Source organism: Paenibacillus sp. P46E (genome assembly GCF_001909095.1).
GTDB lineage: Bacteria > Bacillota > Bacilli > Paenibacillales > Paenibacillaceae > Paenibacillus_AQ > Paenibacillus_AQ helianthi.
In genome coordinates this window covers 147,292-163,838 of record NZ_LVYZ01000002.1, presented here as the reverse complement: position 1 = coordinate 163,838, position 16,547 = coordinate 147,292, and the positions used below count along the sequence as shown (strand labels likewise).

The following is a 16,547-nucleotide window of genomic DNA, read 5'->3' as shown; positions in this document are numbered from 1 at the left end:
TTCCTTCGAAAACTCTAGAATACCTTACAGCGTAGCCTCCAAGGTCGAAAAAACAGTTGAAGTCGCAACGGATGTTGCCAAAGCAGGAACGACCGCGAGTAAGGTAGTGGATGTCGTACCGGAAATTGTGACAAACGCCCCTAGACCGGGTAGACTGAAATTGGACCTGCAGCATGATGTAGACAGTCAGAAAAAATACGTCATTGAGCATCAGAACGATCCGTTTGGAAGAGGGCCTCATTTTCATGGTGCTGAACAGAAGTATCCGGGACAAGATTTATTAAAAGCAGACGAGAGGTACCGACGGATACCTGGAACACAGGGACACTATCCAGAAGACTTTGGAGGGTTTCGAAATAATGGGAAATAATAGAGAGAATCTGAGGAAGCTTTTATCTTTAAACAAAGCCAAACAGTCCAGAGTACTAGTAATTCAGCAGTTCTTCGAGCTGACAGGTATGCACTTGTCCGATGAACAATTTTTAAGCCCGAATGAAACTACCACAGCTAGAACTATGATATATAAATTAGTAAAGGATAACGGAAACACACAGCAGTTAAAGCGCCTGGGTGAAGTAATTGAAGATCTAAAAACAATTCTTGGGTCAAATCAGCATTTAAAGGACGAGAAGGTTATAATATTACATTACCAAGACGCTACGTCAGGAGCTATTATTATTACTTTTTCAGAGTTCTTAAATCATATTGAGGAAATTATTGAATTTCTAAGTGGTCAAGATGTAGTTGTTTTTCAAATTGATGGAGATTCGGTATTTGTTTTGAAGCGGAAGAACATAATTACTTAAAAACAGTTTGGGGATTTTGATGAAAACTGCCTTGGAAGGCTTCATGCCTTTCAAGGTTTTCTTCGTATTATTTGGTCAGCCAGAAACTTTTGGTGGGCCTATTTTTGTATGTGTTTAAGATGGTTTTGTATAGGGCTACAGCCTTGATCTTGTTCACCATTTAAAGAGCGGGATATGTGCGTAAAAGTTGCTATAGAGTAGATTAATGAATCCATGTTGAAAAATAATCCATTTATTGATAATATTGATCCGGTTAGTTTAATCCGCTATTTCCTTGACGATATAGAAATAAAGTAAAATGAGGCAATTATTTATGGATGACAATAGCATTAATCAAAATACAACCAATCGTAGTTGTGGTACTGAATACTTTCCCGAAATGGAGAAGTACCTCAAAAATAGAACAGAAACGGGGAAACGGTGTATGTCACGTAAATACATACTAATTGTTATAAGTCTGCTTGTGGTCTTCGTAATGCTTCTACAGCCTGGAGCTGCCCATGCGGCGGATGGTGGAACGATAGCTGCAGACAGCGGCATCCAAGAAAGGCTGATAGAAAAGTATGGACTTGATGATTCCAAACCTTCTTCTCAATCCGGCTGGGGCGGAGCGGATATAGGTATAAGTGATCCTGTTTCACTCATCCTTTCCATATTCAGGGTGATTGTTAATCCATATGCGTGGGTGGCTCCGGAGTTCATCCATTATTTATTTGACCAATAAAGACAGTAAAAGTTGCATAGAACCCCATAGAGTCATACAATACAGTAGTAGAAAGCACACACAATGCGCAGGCCAGGGCTTCATGCTCCTTCGCCGGCATCCCGATAAACAATAGGCGGCGCGGCTTTCCGGATGTTCGGGAGGCTGCGTTTTTTGATCTTCTGGAGAGGGGAATAGGCACAAGATGAAATGTCTCACGGTCCGGCAGCCTTGGGCCACCTTAATTGCGCTTAAGGAAAAGCAGTTCGAGACCCGTTCCTGGCAAACAGCATACCGTGGTGAGCTGGCTATTCATGCCGGAATGGGGATCGACAAATCCGCCTGCAGGCAGGAGCCGATCCAGTCGGCTTTGGCGCGGCATGGATTCAGTGCAGACAACCTACCTCTCGGAGCCATTATCGCTACAAGCCGTCTGGCCGATTGCTACCAGGTGACGGATAAGGATGCCGGAGCGGGCTGGCCGGGCGGCAATGAATTTGCTTTTGGCGATTATTCACAAGGACGCTATGCCTGGAAGCTGGAAGAGGTAACGGCGCTTGCCCATCCGATTCCCGCAAAAGGCAGGCTGAGCTTCTGGGAACACCCTGTGCTGGAGGGAGAGCAGTGACCCGCTGGGCCTGTACAACCTTTTGGCATAATCGGAAATTTATTTAGCGGCCCAAGCCATTATTGGGTATGAACCGGCTGACTCGCGGGTAATCTTCTTATAAGGCTGTTGGTGCAGCCCAGTGAACCCCGCGTGATCATCAGGATGATAAGAAAGGGCGTATGCATAGGAAATGGGAAGTCTCCTTATTGCGTGGCTTTGTATGCTTTGTTTGTATTTTTCGTTCGAGGATAAGGCGAGCCGGAAAATTATCTTTCCCGTGGCACTGGTCGTTTTTTTCGGCACCCTGAGCTATTGGAAGCTTTTAATGTAATCTTTATGTAATTATCAGCTTGTTTTCAGGTTAAAGATATATATTGAATGTACCAGACACTCCCCAGTGTTTATAGATAGCTTATAGGGTCTTGCCAACTCCCATGGCGAGGCCCGTTTTTTATTTCGTTAGCTGACCCCGAGTATTTATATACAAGAGGAATAAATGTGATATTTTTCACAATAAAATCCGAAGAATTATTATATATTAAAATTGAAATACTAAAGATTAAAGCGTAAGGAAATAAAGCACCCCAAAGAGGAGAATGATGATGAGTCATGAAGGAAATCTCCGCCGTGGTTTAGCATTTGGTCTATTTTTGAGCATTCCGTTATGGATGTCGATGATTGGCTGGATTCAACTGCTGTAACATACCAATCAGCTATATTCGCAGTGTCTGATTACGGTAGCGCATATAGCATACATAGAGGTAGATCAAGAACTGCTTACGGTTGTTTCCGTGGCAGTTCTTTTGTTATATTGCAAATCTGTAGAATATTAGGTATATAGTTCAAAAATACTATATTTTAATATTTAAAATCTCAGATAAAATGCGGGTTTGGTACTTTTTTAGAGTAAATCTTAGATCTGACGCTGTTCGTATGCAGAGTGAAATTTTGATGCATGTAAGTTATAATCCCTTATATACAAAGGGTTTGTCCAATATCTGTATGTGCCAAGCACCTAAAAAAACCCTAAAGGAATAGATTGACAATAGGAGTATGGAGGGGGTAAACTGGAACTAGTTCAAAAGTAACAATTGTCATAGACTACATAAGAATCGCCAAATTACACACCATCATGTATAAACGCAAACTGTTCGAAAGGACAGGACGCAAAGTCAGGAATCTAATGCCCGCAAGCAGGGGCTATGATCGTCCGGCCGCCGTGAAGCTAACCCTTCGTGGCGGTTTTTTTGTTGTTATATGTTTTTGGCAAAATCATAGAATAAGTTACTAGGAGGTGCATGCGATTGAAAAAAAGAACACAGAAGGCAGCAGCTCTGATACTAGCAGGGGTGTTGGTATTGGGCAGTACAATTACCTGGGGATGGAATGTTAGTGCAGCGGCCAATATGCCGTATACCCCTACACCTGTTTTAGGCGTTGCCGGTAATTTTAACGCATTTATATTTGGGGATTTCACGCAGTCTTATGATCAGATTCATGGAAGGCTTGCGGCTGAAGGGAATATTACTTTGCAAGGATACGGTGTATCCAAGGATGCACCTGGCGGGGATGTGCTGGTTGCAGGCAAGAATCTCAGTCTGACAGACGGTACAATATATGGCGCTGCAGTATATGGCGGCAGTATAACCAACACGCGTGCAGACCTTAAGGAAACTCCCCGGAAGGGAACCCCGATTGATTTTGCAGCTGAGGAACAGTTTTTGATACAGCGTTCGGATGAATTAGCCGCTTTGCCGCAGACACAGCCTTTTGTAAAAGAATACGGGAAGATCACCATCAACGCTCCGGATTCCTATAATGTCATTCATCTGGCCGCTGCAGATTTGGCTGATGCCAATGGCTTGCAGTTCAACATAACAGGTGATGCTACCGTGGTTATTAATGTGAGCGGAAGCTCTGTGAAGATTCCTAATTTTCAATTCTGGGGAGGCAAACCCCGTAAGGTACTGTTCAATTTCTATGAAGCTGCTTCTCTGAATATTGGGAATACAACCATTGAAGGCACAATACTGGCCCCTCATGCCAGCGTCTTTTATGATCATGCAGAACTCCATGGTACTCTAATCGCCAAAGCGTTTAGTGGTTATGTGCAGATGCACCACTATCCATATGACGGGTCGGAACCACCTATAAAGCCAACACCAACACCAAGCGCAACAGCGACACCAACAGCGACAGCGACAGCGACACCAACAGCGACACCAACGCCAACAGCGACACCAACAGCGACAGCGACACCAACAGCGACAGCGACAGCGACACCAACAGTGACACCAACAGCGACAGCGACACCAACAGAGACGCCAACGCCAACAGCGACAGCGACACCAACAGAGACGCCAACGCCATCAGCGACACCAACGCCAACGGAGACACCAACGCCAACAGCGACACCGACAGCGAAACCAACGCCAACAGAGACACCAACGCCAACTGTGACGCCGACAGCGAAACCAACGCCAACGGAGACACCAACGCCAACTGTGACGCCGACACCAACGCCAACGCCAACAGAGACACCGACGCCGACAGCGAAACCAACACCAACGCCGACGCCGACACCGACGCCGACACCAACGCCGACGCCGACACCAACGCCAACGCCGACACCAACGCCGACAGCGACAGCGACGCCAACGCCAACACCAACAGCGCCACCAAGCTCGTCACCAACACCAAGCGCGTCGACGTCACCAACACCGGCGGTAACCCCGTCGCCTACGCCTACAAGCGTAGTAACACCGACACCAACGCCAAACACTACAGTTATTTTCGTGCCGGTAACTGTTCCAACACCAACGCCAACAACGGTAATCGGTACGATTGTAGATGATACGGTAATCAATGATGATCCATTACCTTTGGGGCCGGTGGCAACGCTCGCTCCATCTCAGCCGGCAGCATCACTCCAGCCTACACCAGCTCCTGCCCCTGCTCCGTCTGCAACAGCAACACCGAAGTCTGGAGATGAAGTGGTACTAGATGATGAGATTCCTTTGGGCAGTGTGGATACACCCGACAAGCTGCCGCAAACCGGGGAATCCAGTCCGGCACCTTATTACATCGCTGGTCTGGGAATAGCAGGCTTGGGTTTGCTCCTCAGCAGAACAGCAAGAAGCAGTAAACGCAAACGGTAGAAGTGACTGCCGACCGTTATAGATGATGGAATCCTACATCTTAGCAGGTTAAAAAAGATAACTACAGCAGTATAACAAGTGAAAAGAACAGGGCCCCTTCACCATGGAGGTGTCCTGTTTTTTCGTTGGGTCATTTAATGGATTTTGCCAGAAATCAGCTGGATTTCCAGTTGGTCCCCGGGCCATGTTATACTATGCTGGAAATCGGGTAGCGCTAAGGCTACTTTTAAGTGGGATTCCATTTTATCGAAGAAAGGTGACAAACATTCATGTGGAGTGTAATTCTAATTGCCGCCTTGCTGATTATTGCTGGCGGTGTGACTTATGCAGGATTCTTTTTTTATGGAGTTGCGATCAAGCGGGCCCCGAAGGAGTTTCTGGCGAAGACTCCTGATCTTAAGGTAGACCCGCCGGTTGCCGGGGCATCCTGGGGGGAAGGGGCGGAGTGGGTATCCCGTCACACCTTCAGAAATATTGAGATTACATCTGATGACGGGCTGACGCTGCGAGGCTATTATCTGCCCTCAGAGCGTGCCGCAGGGCGGACTGCTATTATAGCTCACGGATATTCCGGTAAAGGCAAGGATATGGGTGCGTGCGCCAAAATTTATTATGAGACCATGGGCTATAATGTGCTGATTCCCGATGCCCGTGGACATGGCGACAGCAAGGGGGATTATATCGGATTCGGCTGGCCGGAGCGAAGGGATTATCTGAAGTGGATCGGGTACATCCTTGCAGAGGACGGGCCGGAGGCACAGATTGTGCTGCACGGCATATCCATGGGCGGGGCAACCGTGATGATGACTTCAGGAGAAGAGCTTCCGCCGCAGGTAAAAGTTATCGTAGCGGACTGCGGATATACCTCTGTCAAAGCGCAGCTGTCATACCAGCTGTGGCGGATGTACCATCTACCAAGCTTTCCTTTTGTGCATATGGCGAGCCTTATCACCCGCATCAAGGCAGGGTATTTCTTCGGAGAGGCTTCGGCGCTGAAGCAGGTCCGTAAAGCCCGGGTGCCGATACTGTTCATACATGGCGATGCCGATAAGTTCGTGCCCTTCCATATGATGGATGAACTCTATCAGGCATGCAGAAGTCCCAAGGACAAGCTTGTAGTCCATGGTGCGGGACACGGCCTGGCGTATGATACAGACAAAGCGGCGTATGTAACAAAAGTGGCCGACTTTGTGACCCGTTACGTCCACTAACCTTGAAAAAAGCCCCGGAAACGTAGACGCGCCCGATATCCGCAAGCTGCGGTTATCGGGCGCTAATATGTTCCACACATGGGACCGCATTCTATGTAAAGAAAGCAGCGAAGCCATGTCTTCTGCGTATATTTAATCCCCCGCCGTCCGTGAGAAGAACGGGTGTCTTGATCCTTGTTATTTCCAGCAGCCGTGTGGCGAGAATAATCCTTCCAAAACGACAAAAGCCCTACCTCTCTTTTGTCCTTGCGGCTCCGTGGCCGCGCCAGTGCGAATCGGAAAACTATGTTCGAATTTAATCTCATAAAAAGGAAGAGTACTGCAAGAAAACGTAAGATTTTGTGTCCAAAATGCCGATAATAGATAAATGGGCAACGAATCGGCTTGACATCTTCTTGATGGGGATAATGTATACTGCAAACAAATATTCTCTAAGTATATCATGTAATGTAAAGAAATGCAAATCATTAAGCTTAAAGGAAGGCTGGAAAGAGGGGGGCCGATGAATATATACGGAGTTTTTTTGAAAAAACAGATTCGTAACTACATATTTGGCTCTGTGATTGCCGTGCTTGCGGTGGGAAGTCTGATTCTTCTCTCGTCACTTGAAATAAGCCCAACTGAGTATTTGCGGCTGCTCTATGTATTGCTGATCTCGTTCGTCATTATGGCTGTGACAGAGATCAGTGTCTTCCTCCGGCAAATGCGGCCCATACGGAGGGCACTTGCGGAGCGGAAACCGACGCTCGCTATCCTGGAAGAAGCTTATCTGCATACTCACCGGCTGCCGAAGCTTGCGGTACAGCGGATATTGGGTCCGCATTTTCTGGGACTGTCTCTGCCAGCGTCGCTTTTGACCTTATGGATGATCCGTACCGGACTAATCAGCTTACCCTACTTCTATCTAGTGCTTGCAGTCGCCGGGGCCATTCTGGTGGCAAGTATGCATGCATTAATTGAGTTTTTTCTGACCTCTTCGGCGATTATTCCGCTGATTAAAGAGTTCAGAAACCGGGCATTGACGTTATATATGGTTGATTTTTCTCTGGAAGGCCATGTGTTTGTACCTATCCGCCCTAAATTTCTCGTCACTTGTATGCTGATCGGCACTTTCCCGCTTATTCTTTTTATTATGGCAACCCAGATCAGGCTGGAAACGCTGGGGGGCGGATTAGTGGAGGGCATGCAGAACTATTGGGAGTGGGCGGGGCTTGTGCTAATGATCGGCACCCTTTTTTCTTCCATAGCGGCTTGGCTTCTAACCCGAAGTGTGCAGCATCCCATTAACGAATTATACCAAGCGATGAACCATATCAAAGACGGGCAGCTTCTGCAGATGCAGGACGAATATTCCGATGAATTCTCGAAGCTTGTGGCCGGATTTAATATGATGGTCCGCGGCCTGCAGGCCCGGGAGCGTCAGAGCAGGCAATTGCTCGACAGCTATTTCACCACCCTTGCCGTTGCGCTGGATGCCCGGGATCCGTACACTGCCGGGCACTCACTGCGGGTGGCGGAGTATTCGGTGATTATTGGCCAGCTCGCGGGGCTCACCGGGCAGAAGCTGGATAATTTGCGCAAGTCTGCCCTTCTGCATGATATCGGCAAAATCGGTGTGCGGGACAGCGTGCTCTTTAAGGAGGAGGCGCTGACCGATGAGGAATTTGACCAGATCAAGAGTCATCCCGTGCTTGGAGAGAATATTCTGCGACAGATTGAGCCTGTGGAAAAGATGGCGCCTTACCTGGGCGGGGTTCGTTCGCATCATGAACGTTATGACGGCAAGGGATATCCGGACGGCCTGGCCGGAACGGCTATTCCGCTGTATGGCCGGATTATAGCCGTGGCTGATGCTTATGATGCCATGACCTCCGACAGGCCTTACCGTAAAGGGATGAATCATGAGCGGGCATTGGCTATTCTGGAACAGGGAAGAGGGACCCAGTGGGATCCTGAATTTGCCGGTTTGTTTCTGGCTTATTTCGGAAAAACGGAGAAATTGGATAAAACAGATTATCCAGGCAGGGCGGGATAACCTAATATTTCTTATTGAAGCGGATGCCATCCATTTATGATCGGTATCCGCTTCTGCTTGCGTGCCTATTTTGTGAACTGCTCCCTAAAACCGACAAAACCCGAGTACATTCATTGAAGGATTGCAAACGGACCGTTATAATTAATAAGTCTGGATTTTAACTAAAAAATAAGGGAGATCATTATGAAACGCGCAGATGTGCTGCTGATTTCCATCGTGCTCATTGCCGCGCTTGCTTTTATCGTGCCGAGATGGCTCTCGAACGATAGCGACAAGGCGGGACCCGGAAACAACCTGGTAGCTAATATAACGGTGGATGGCAAGCTGTATAAGACAGTGAAGCTTACAAAAGAAGAACAAACTATTGATATCCGCACAGAGCGCGGCTATAACATTCTGAAGGTGTATGACTACGGGATTGAAATGTACGATGCGGACTGTCCCGACAAGGTATGCCTGGGATTTGGCCATATTACCCGTCCTAAGCAGACTATCGCGTGCCTGCCGCACCGGGTGTTAGTAGAAATTGCAGGCGGTGTGTCGGGGGAGGATGGTATAGATGCCTATGTCCAGTAGTGAATCGGCAACAGCATTGAAACGTACGGTGATTGTGGCTATTTTTGCAGCGGTCGCTGTAGTTCTGAGCCTGGTGGAGGCCCAGATCCCGCTGGTTGGAGTCGGACTCATGCCTGGCGCCAAGCTCGGCTTCGCCAATATCATGATTTTGACCTGTATTTTCTTTTTACGGGGCCGTGACGCCTTTGTGCTGGTCATTCTGAAGACATTGCTTACAGCCTTCCTGCTTGGCACCTTTTCGAGTCTGCTCTTCAGTCTGTTCGGATCGCTGCTCAGCTTTGTGGTGATGTTCCTGCTGGTGAAGTGGGGAGGCGGGAAGTTGAGTGTGATCGGTATTAGTATAGCGGGTGGACTGGCCCATAATACGGGGCAGCTGTTCGCGGCGGCCATTGTATTCAAATCTATGAGTATTTTCTATTACTTGCCGGTGCTGCTTATTACCGGGATTGTTACGGGGATCGCAGTTGGCTTCGCCGTACGTTATCTGATAGCGTCGCTGTCCAAAATATCGCTGTTTGAAGAGTTTTTGGGCTAAAGCGGACCCATCAGCGGAAGGATGACTAACATGATTAAAGCATATCAAGACGTGGAGGATGCAGGAGGGGAGCCGGCTGTGATTCAGCTGGACGGAGTATCTTTTGGTTATGATCCGGAGCATCCTATTCTCCACAATATCAGCGTATCCATTCCACAGGGCCAGTGGGTGAGTATAGTAGGACCGAACGGCTGCGGCAAGTCCACACTGGTTAAGCTGATGAACGCCCTGCTGCCCAAAAGCGTCGGAGAGATCACCATATGCGGCCATCAGCTGGGTGAAGAAACGATTGGCGTAATCCGCCAATGCATCGGTATGGTGTTCCAGAATCCCGATAATCAATTCATCGGGGCTACGGTGGAGGAAGATATATTGTTTGGGCTGGAGGGGTTGTGTCTGCCCTACGAGGAGATGGAGGAACGCCTGAGAACCTATACCTTGAAGCTGGGGATTGGGGATCTGCTGGCCAAGCATCCGGGCGAACTGTCGGGTGGACAGAAGCAGCGTGTCGCCATTGCATCCATCCTAGCTATGAAGCCAGGCATCGTCATCTTTGACGAGGCCTCTTCCATGTTGGATGAGGCGAGCCGTGATGAGCTGCTGCGCATTCTTCAAGGGATGAGGTCAGATGGGCAGTACACCATCCTGATGATCACGCATGATGCGGACGAGATCCTGGCCTCAGACCGGGTACTGGCCCTGCATGGCGGTGGTCTTGCCGCTGACACAACCCCGCAGGCGCTGTTCGGGAATGCAGAGCTTCTGGAGAAATGCCATCTGCTGGAGCCGTATCCCTGGCGTCTTGCCCGGGAGCTGCAAAGCCGGGGAATCAGGGTGGATGTGCCCGCCAGCGAAAAGGAGCTAATAGATACACTATGGCCATACAACTAGAGCAAGTAAGCTTTACTTATGCCGAGAAAAGTTTATGGAAGCAGACGGCGCTGCATGATATTACTCTCGGTATTCCCAAAGGCTCGCTTACCGGGATTGCGGGTGCAACGGGTTCGGGCAAGTCTACGCTGCTGCAGCTCTTTAATGGCATCCTTAAACCAACGCAGGGGACGGTAAAAGTGCTGGATGTGACTATACGGGCCGGTGAGAAATCACCGAAGCTGCTGCCGCTGCGCCGCCGGGTCGGACTGGTCTTTCAATTTCCGGAGCAGCAGATGTTCGAAGATACGGTAGAAAAGGACCTGATCTTCGGACCGCTCAACTTTGGCATGAGTCCGGAGGAGGCCAAGGAGCGCGCACGCAAAGCCATGCTCGAAATGGGGCTGGACCTCGCCCTGCTCTCGCGCAATCCATTCCGCTTAAGCGGAGGACAGATGCGCAAGGCGGCCATCGCCTCCGTACTGGCCATGGACCCGGAAATTGTCGTGTTGGACGAACCGACCGCCACTCTGGACCCGGTCAGCCGCGCGGAGTTGATCGCGCAATTGGAGCGCCTCTGCCGCGATCAGGGCCGGACGGTTATTATTGTAACCCACCGGATGGATGAATTGCTGCCGGTTGCCGACCGCTGGGTTCTGTTAAAGGACGGGAAAATAGCTTTTCAGGGCAGCGGTGGAGAGCTCGCCGCCGATCCGGACATCCTTACGCGCTGCGGTCTGGGTGTGCCGCATTCTCTCCGTTACTGGCAGGCCATTGCCGGCCAGTTCGGCCTTGCGGGCGAGAGGCCCCGCCTTACCGCTGAGAGCCTTGCCGAGCTGATCGCTTCATTGCCGGGGACTGTCAGATCAGGCAACTCGGCTGGAATGGGGGATGCCCATGAATGAGCGGCTGCTGCTGGGACGAAGCATTGAGACCGGCTCGTGGGTGCACAAGCTGGATGCGCGTTCCAAGCTTACCGGAATGTTGCTGTATGTAGTTGTAATTCTGCTGTCGGATTCCTGGCTGTCGATGGCGCTGCTGGCTGTATTTTCGATTACGGTCATGGCTTCGACGCGTATTCCGCTGAAGTATTTCATCAAGGCGGCCAAGCCCTTGCGTTATTTGATGCTGTTCATCTTCATCGTACAGCTTCTGTCCGTCAAAGAGGGAGATGTGCTATGGTCCGCCGGCTCGTTCTCGCTGCATGAGGGGGGGCTGCGCCTTGCTGCCTTTTCTGTCATCCGTATGCTGTTTCTGATCACGTTCACGGCGCTCCTTACCTTTACCACAACGCCTGGCAAGCTCAATCAGGGACTGGAGGGAATCCTGGCACCCTTCAAGAAATTAGGACTGTCGCCGGACCGGATTACACTGATGATCAGCATTGCGCTGCGGTTTATTCCTACGATTCTGGATGAATCGCAGATTATTATGAAGGCCCAGGCCTCCCGCGGAGCTGATCTGCAGGAGCTGCCTTTGAAAGAGAAAGCGCGGATGCTGGTGTCGCTGCTTGTGCCGGTGATCTCCAGCGCCTTCCGGCGGGCACAGGATCTGGTCTATTCCATGGAAGCCAGAGGCTTCCGTATGGATGCTCCGCGCAGCCGGTATCACCGCTTGAGGTGGGGTGCTGCCGATACTGTTTTTGTTGCTATGTTCGTTATCATGGGAGTTGCAGTGGCATTATTGTGATATTTTAGGGGGAATAGGTAATGGCAAGATTTTTTAACGGAAAAGAAATTGAATTGCTCGCACCTGCGGGAACATTTGATATTTTCAAAGCAGTGGTCGAGTCGGGCTGTGATGCGGTGTATTTTGGCGGTCCTGTACTCAATATGAGAATGATGCGCAAAGGCTACAATCTATCGCATGAAGAAATTATAGAAGCCCTGGGCATCGCCCATAGTTTAGGTAAAAAAGTATATATCACCGTAAACAATCTTTTCAGCGAAGACGATGTGGAGGAAGCGAGAGCCTATCTGCGGTTTCTTGACGAGGTCCGTCCGGACGCGCTGATTGTTCAGGATATGGCAGTGCTGGAGCTGATCCGCGAGATGGCGTTAACCGTTCCTATCCATGCTTCGGTCATGATGAATGTACACAATCTGGAGATGATCTACGCCCTGCGTGATCTTGGAGTAAGCCGGGTGGTAACCTCGCGGGAAATGGACCTTCAGACGGCTAAGCTGTTGGGGCAGCAGAGCGGGATGGAGCTGGAATACTTTGTTCATGGGGATATGTGCTCTGTTCACGGGGCGAACTGCTATTTCAGCTCCCAGGTATTCGGGATGAGCAGCAACCGTGGCAAATGTATGAAGCCTTGCCGCTGGGATTACCGGATTAAGCGGGATGGATATGTATTCCCGGCAGAATATCCGCTGGCCGTTAAGGATATGTTCATGTATGAGCATCTTCCGGAGCTGATCGAATCAGGAATTACCTCTTTCAAAATTGAAGGCCGGATGCGCGATAAGGAATTCATGGTCTCCCTGGCGAACAGCTACAGTGAGGCGATTGACCGGTATATTGAGGATCCGATTGGCTTTGACCGGACTGTGGACTCCAAAGAGCTATACAAAAACCGCAAACGCGATTTCTCCACCGCTTACGCTTTTGGCAAACCAGGTCTGTCGAACATTAACCGCCGTTACGAAGGTACAGGCAAATTCTACAGCACGGGGAAGGTATTCAGCACGCCGACTGCCGAACGCGAGCTGTCCGAAACCCGGGTGCAGGAGCTGCGCGAACGTCTGGCCGAGGCAGGAAAGGGTTCAAAAGCTGTACCGGAACTAGCTGTACGTGTGAATAATATGGAGCAGGCCCGTCTGGTCATCGAAATGGGTGTTGAGAGCCTGTATCTGCCTGGAGATGTGTTTGAGCCGGACCGGCCGTTTACGAAGCAGGATATTAAAGAGCTTGGGGCCATTAAAGGGAATACCCGGTTGTACCTTGGCATGCCGCGGATGATGAATGAGCTTCATTTTAACCAGTATGATCATTTGCTTAACGGAGAACGGCTGCCTATTGATGGACTGATGATTACCAACCTTGGAGCCATTCGGCGCTACAGAGCTTACGGGTACCCGCTGATCGGTGATGCCAATCTGAATATCTACAATCATCTTTCTGCAGGGCTGTACGCCGGACTGGGGCTGGAAAAGCTGACCGTATCACCGGAAATGACGATGGAGCATTTTGCCGCCTTCACCTCGCGTTGTGATCTGCCGCTGGAGGTTGTTGTTCACGGCACACCGGCGCTGATGTACATGGAACATGATCTGTACGAGAATACCGAGGTTATGGAGCCTATTGCCGAAGAAGATAATCTGTATGTCCGTAATGATGTGCTGGTTCTCAAAACGGATAAAGGCGAAAATCCGGTCTACCGAGACCAATTTGGCCGCTGCCATCTGCTCTTCTCCAAAGAACTCTGCTACCTGCCAATGCTGAAGGAAATGCGCGGGCTCGGTATTGCCAGCTTCCGGATCGAGGGCGCCACGTACAGTACGGAAGAGCTGCGGACAATCATTGCTGCCTACCAGGCTGCCCTTCGCGGAACACATTCGCAGGAGGATTTACTGGGCGGACTTAAGCCTGTGTATGCTGGTTATACGCTCGGTGCTTTGCAGTTTAATTGAATTATTTAAATTTTAAAATATCGCGATGGAGCGTATAATTACGGTAAACGTATGATTGCTAAGTTACTTTTTTCACAAAGAAATTTTACGGATTCATCATCCCTATTGTACCGCCCGGACGGGCGCCTGAAAGAGAGGAACCCTTCATGAAGCAACAAGAGACAGCCATTGGAAGAATAGCGGTTGCCGCCAAAAGAAAGCAATATTTCTATCCCTGCACCGCACACTTTTACCGGGATGCGCCGCAGCTCGTGCGTGGAAGCATGCAGTTTGTCTATGATGAGAACGGCAAGCCGTATACGGACTTTTTTGCCGGGGTATCGGTTGTCGCCTGCGGCCACTGCAACCCTGTAATTACAGGACGTACGATTGCGCAGCTTCAGCAGCTCCAGCACACCTCGACAGTGTATCTTACGCAGCCGAATGTGGATTTGGCAGAGCGTCTGGAAGAGGTGCTTCCGGGGAAGCTGCGCCGCAGCTTCTTCGTCAACAGCGGCTCGGAGGCCAATGAGGGCGCACTTCTGCTAGCCAGAATGCATACCGGCCGCAAAGGCTTCATTGCGCTGGAGAGCGGGCTGCACGGGCGGACCAACCTGACGATGAGTGTAACCGGGCTGCCCATGTGGAGAACGGATCAGTACCTGGATGAAGATGTAACGTTTATTGAGCGGCCGTATCACCCGGAGCTTACACTGGAAGAGGCTGCAGCCATTTCTCTGAAAAGCCTGGAGCGGGTGCTGAAGGAAAAAGGACACACGATCGCAGCGATGATCGTTGAGCCGATTCAGGGGAATGGGGGCATGATTATGCCTGCCCTCACTTATTTCCGCGAGGTCAAAGCGCTGCTGGAGGCGTACGGTGTGCTGCTGATCGACGATGAGATTCAGACGGGCTATGGCCGTACGGGAGCTATGTTCGCGATGGAGCATTTTGGCGTTGTGCCGGATATTATCAGTATGGCCAAAGCTCTGGGCAACGGGGTTCCGGTAGCGGCCTTTGCGACCACGGATGACATTGCGGCATCCTTGAACCGGCCTTCCGCTTCAACCTTCGGAGGGAATCCGGTGTCGGCGGCTACGGCGCTGGCGGTACTCGACTATATCCGCGACGAACAGCTGCCGGAGCGCGCAGCCGAATTGGGGGTTCGACTCAAGGGAGGCCTGGAGTCGCTTCAGGAACGTTATCCGGGAATGATCGTTGACGTACGGGGAACTGGTCTGATGCTGGGTGCAGAGCTGGCGGGTCCGGATGCTGCCGGTTCGGCTGCGCTGACCGACGATGTGCTGGAAGCGATGAAGGATCGCGGATATTTGATCGGCAAAAATGGCATAGGCCGCAACGTGCTGGCTTTCCAGCCTCCCCTGGTGATTACCGCTGAGGATATCGACGGCATGCTGACTGCTTTGAATGAAGTGCTGCTGCAAGTTTCTACAGAAAAGGAAGAATGATATGGCCATCTTAAATGCTGTCAAAACCTCTGCGCTCAAGCTGAAAATGTTCAGCGAGCTGGTGATGTTTTCTCATACGCTGTTTTCGCTGCCCTTCGCCATCATTTCGATGGTCTGGGCTGCAGGGGGGTGGCCATCCGGCCACATGATGCTGTGGGGACTTATTGCCCTAATCGGTGCGCGGAATGGCGCTAACGCCTTTAACCGTCTGGTTGACCGAACCTTTGACGGCAATAATCCGCGCACAGCGCATCGTCATCTGCCGCAGCGGCTGCTTGCGGAGAAGGAAGTTATTTTCTTCATCATCATCAACTATGCCTTATTCATTGTGGCTTCCGGCATGCTGAATCTGCTCTGTCTGCTGCTGTCGCCGGTGGCCATCGTTCTGATCTCATCCTATTCGTATACCAAACGCTTCACGTTCCTAAGCCATTTGTATTTGGGCTTTGTCATTGCCTCAGCGCCGATTGGCGCCTGGTTTGCAGTGACGGGAAATATCGCCTTTACCCCGTTCGTGATCGGTACGGTCGTTATGCTCTGGATCGCCGGGTTTGATATCATCTATGGCACCCAGGATATCGATTTTGACCGCCGGAACGGTCTGTGGTCGATTCCCAGCTTCTTCGGTCTGGAGAATGCGCTGCGCATTTCCAAAGGCCTGCATTTCATTATGATTATGCTGCTGCTGTTCTTGTACCTCTGGCGCGATCTGGGCTGGATGTACCTGGTCGGTATCGGCATTGCTACGCTGCTGCTGATGACTGAGCACCGCATCATTAAGCCGCATAACCGGCGGCTGATGAAGGTGGCTTCGTATAATTTGAATCAGGTAATCAGTATGGTGATATTGCTGTGTACGCTGATTGATTATTTTTATGTGAGTTAGGGGTTTGGCGGGGGGGCGCGGTTAGGAGAGGCTCCGCTCCGGGGAATGTTTGGACTTCCGGCCGCTGTTGTCTC

At 50.4% G+C, this 16,547-nt stretch carries 15 protein-coding genes and 1 riboswitch; all 15 genes read left to right on the top strand.

The genetic code is table 11. The annotated features are described in order from the left end of the window. Window positions 1-106 precede the first annotated feature (106 nt). The 15 genes from A3849_RS33915 to A3849_RS02045 all read left to right on the top strand — a co-directional run bounded on the left by A3849_RS33915 (window position 107) and on the right by A3849_RS02045 (window position 16,473). Window positions 107-370, top strand: coding sequence for an HNH/endonuclease VII fold putative polymorphic toxin (locus A3849_RS33915; protein ID WP_372237739.1), 264 nt, complete (start codon window positions 107-109; stop codon window positions 368-370). Beyond that, entirely contained in the window at window positions 360-806 is a 447-nt protein-coding gene (locus A3849_RS02115) for a YxiF family protein (RefSeq protein WP_074109952.1), read from the top strand. The genes A3849_RS33915 and A3849_RS02115 overlap by 11 nt, the downstream gene beginning before the upstream one ends. Before the next feature lie 313 nt (window positions 807-1,119). After that, window positions 1,120-1,530, top strand: coding sequence for a hypothetical protein (locus A3849_RS02110; protein ID WP_074109951.1), 411 nt, complete (start codon window positions 1,120-1,122; stop codon window positions 1,528-1,530). A 184-nt stretch (window positions 1,531-1,714) separates the two neighbouring features. After that, on the top strand, window positions 1,715-2,137 hold the full coding sequence (locus tag A3849_RS02105) for an ASCH domain-containing protein (RefSeq protein WP_074109950.1): 423 nt from the start codon (window positions 1,715-1,717) through the stop codon (window positions 2,135-2,137). A gap of 1,113 nt (window positions 2,138-3,250) precedes the next feature. Then, a riboswitch (cyclic di-GMP riboswitch) is annotated at window positions 3,251-3,341 on the top strand. Between the two features lie 82 nt (window positions 3,342-3,423). Next, window positions 3,424-5,277 carry a choice-of-anchor A family protein gene (locus A3849_RS32260; protein WP_178382578.1) on the top strand — a complete coding sequence of 618 codons (1,854 nt, stop codon included), beginning with the start codon at window positions 3,424-3,426 and terminating at the stop codon, window positions 5,275-5,277. A gap of 269 nt (window positions 5,278-5,546) precedes the next feature. Next, window positions 5,547-6,488 (top strand): alpha/beta hydrolase, encoded by a 942-nt coding sequence (locus tag A3849_RS02090; RefSeq protein ID WP_074109949.1) that lies wholly within the window; start codon window positions 5,547-5,549, stop codon window positions 6,486-6,488. Between the two features lie 502 nt (window positions 6,489-6,990). Continuing rightward, window positions 6,991-8,523: an HD-GYP domain-containing protein gene (locus tag A3849_RS02085; RefSeq protein ID WP_074109948.1), complete on the top strand. Its 1,533-nt coding sequence runs from the start codon at window positions 6,991-6,993 to the stop codon at window positions 8,521-8,523. Between the two features lie 183 nt (window positions 8,524-8,706). Then, window positions 8,707-9,099: a NusG domain II-containing protein gene (locus tag A3849_RS02080; RefSeq protein WP_074109947.1), complete on the top strand. Its 393-nt coding sequence runs from the start codon at window positions 8,707-8,709 to the stop codon at window positions 9,097-9,099. Beyond that, window positions 9,083-9,634 carry a Gx transporter family protein gene (locus A3849_RS02075; protein WP_074100535.1) on the top strand — a complete coding sequence of 184 codons (552 nt, stop codon included), beginning with the start codon at window positions 9,083-9,085 and terminating at the stop codon, window positions 9,632-9,634. Before A3849_RS02080 ends, A3849_RS02075 begins: the two co-directional genes overlap by 17 nt. A 30-nt stretch (window positions 9,635-9,664) precedes the next feature. Then, window positions 9,665-10,525, top strand: a complete 861-nt coding sequence (locus A3849_RS02070; protein ID WP_074109946.1) for an ATP-binding cassette domain-containing protein — start codon at window positions 9,665-9,667, stop codon at window positions 10,523-10,525. Continuing rightward, on the top strand, window positions 10,510-11,409 hold the full coding sequence (locus tag A3849_RS02065) for an energy-coupling factor transporter ATPase (protein ID WP_074109945.1): 900 nt from the start codon (window positions 10,510-10,512) through the stop codon (window positions 11,407-11,409). The genes A3849_RS02070 and A3849_RS02065 overlap by 16 nt, the downstream gene beginning before the upstream one ends. Then, entirely contained in the window at window positions 11,402-12,193 is a 792-nt protein-coding gene (locus A3849_RS02060) for an energy-coupling factor transporter transmembrane component T family protein (protein ID WP_074109944.1), read from the top strand. Before A3849_RS02065 ends, A3849_RS02060 begins: the two co-directional genes overlap by 8 nt. 20 nt (window positions 12,194-12,213) lie before the next feature. After that, window positions 12,214-14,139, top strand: a complete 1,926-nt coding sequence (locus A3849_RS02055) for a peptidase U32 family protein (RefSeq protein WP_074109943.1) — start codon at window positions 12,214-12,216, stop codon at window positions 14,137-14,139. A gap of 146 nt (window positions 14,140-14,285) precedes the next feature. After that, window positions 14,286-15,587, top strand: a complete 1,302-nt coding sequence (locus A3849_RS02050) for an aspartate aminotransferase family protein (protein ID WP_074109942.1) — start codon at window positions 14,286-14,288, stop codon at window positions 15,585-15,587. A 1-nt stretch (window position 15,588) separates the two neighbouring features. Next, the gene (locus A3849_RS02045; RefSeq protein WP_074109941.1) at window positions 15,589-16,473 is read left to right on the top strand and encodes a UbiA-like polyprenyltransferase; all 885 of its coding nucleotides are present in this window, start codon (window positions 15,589-15,591) and stop codon (window positions 16,471-16,473) included. Window positions 16,474-16,547: the final 74 nt, after the last annotated feature.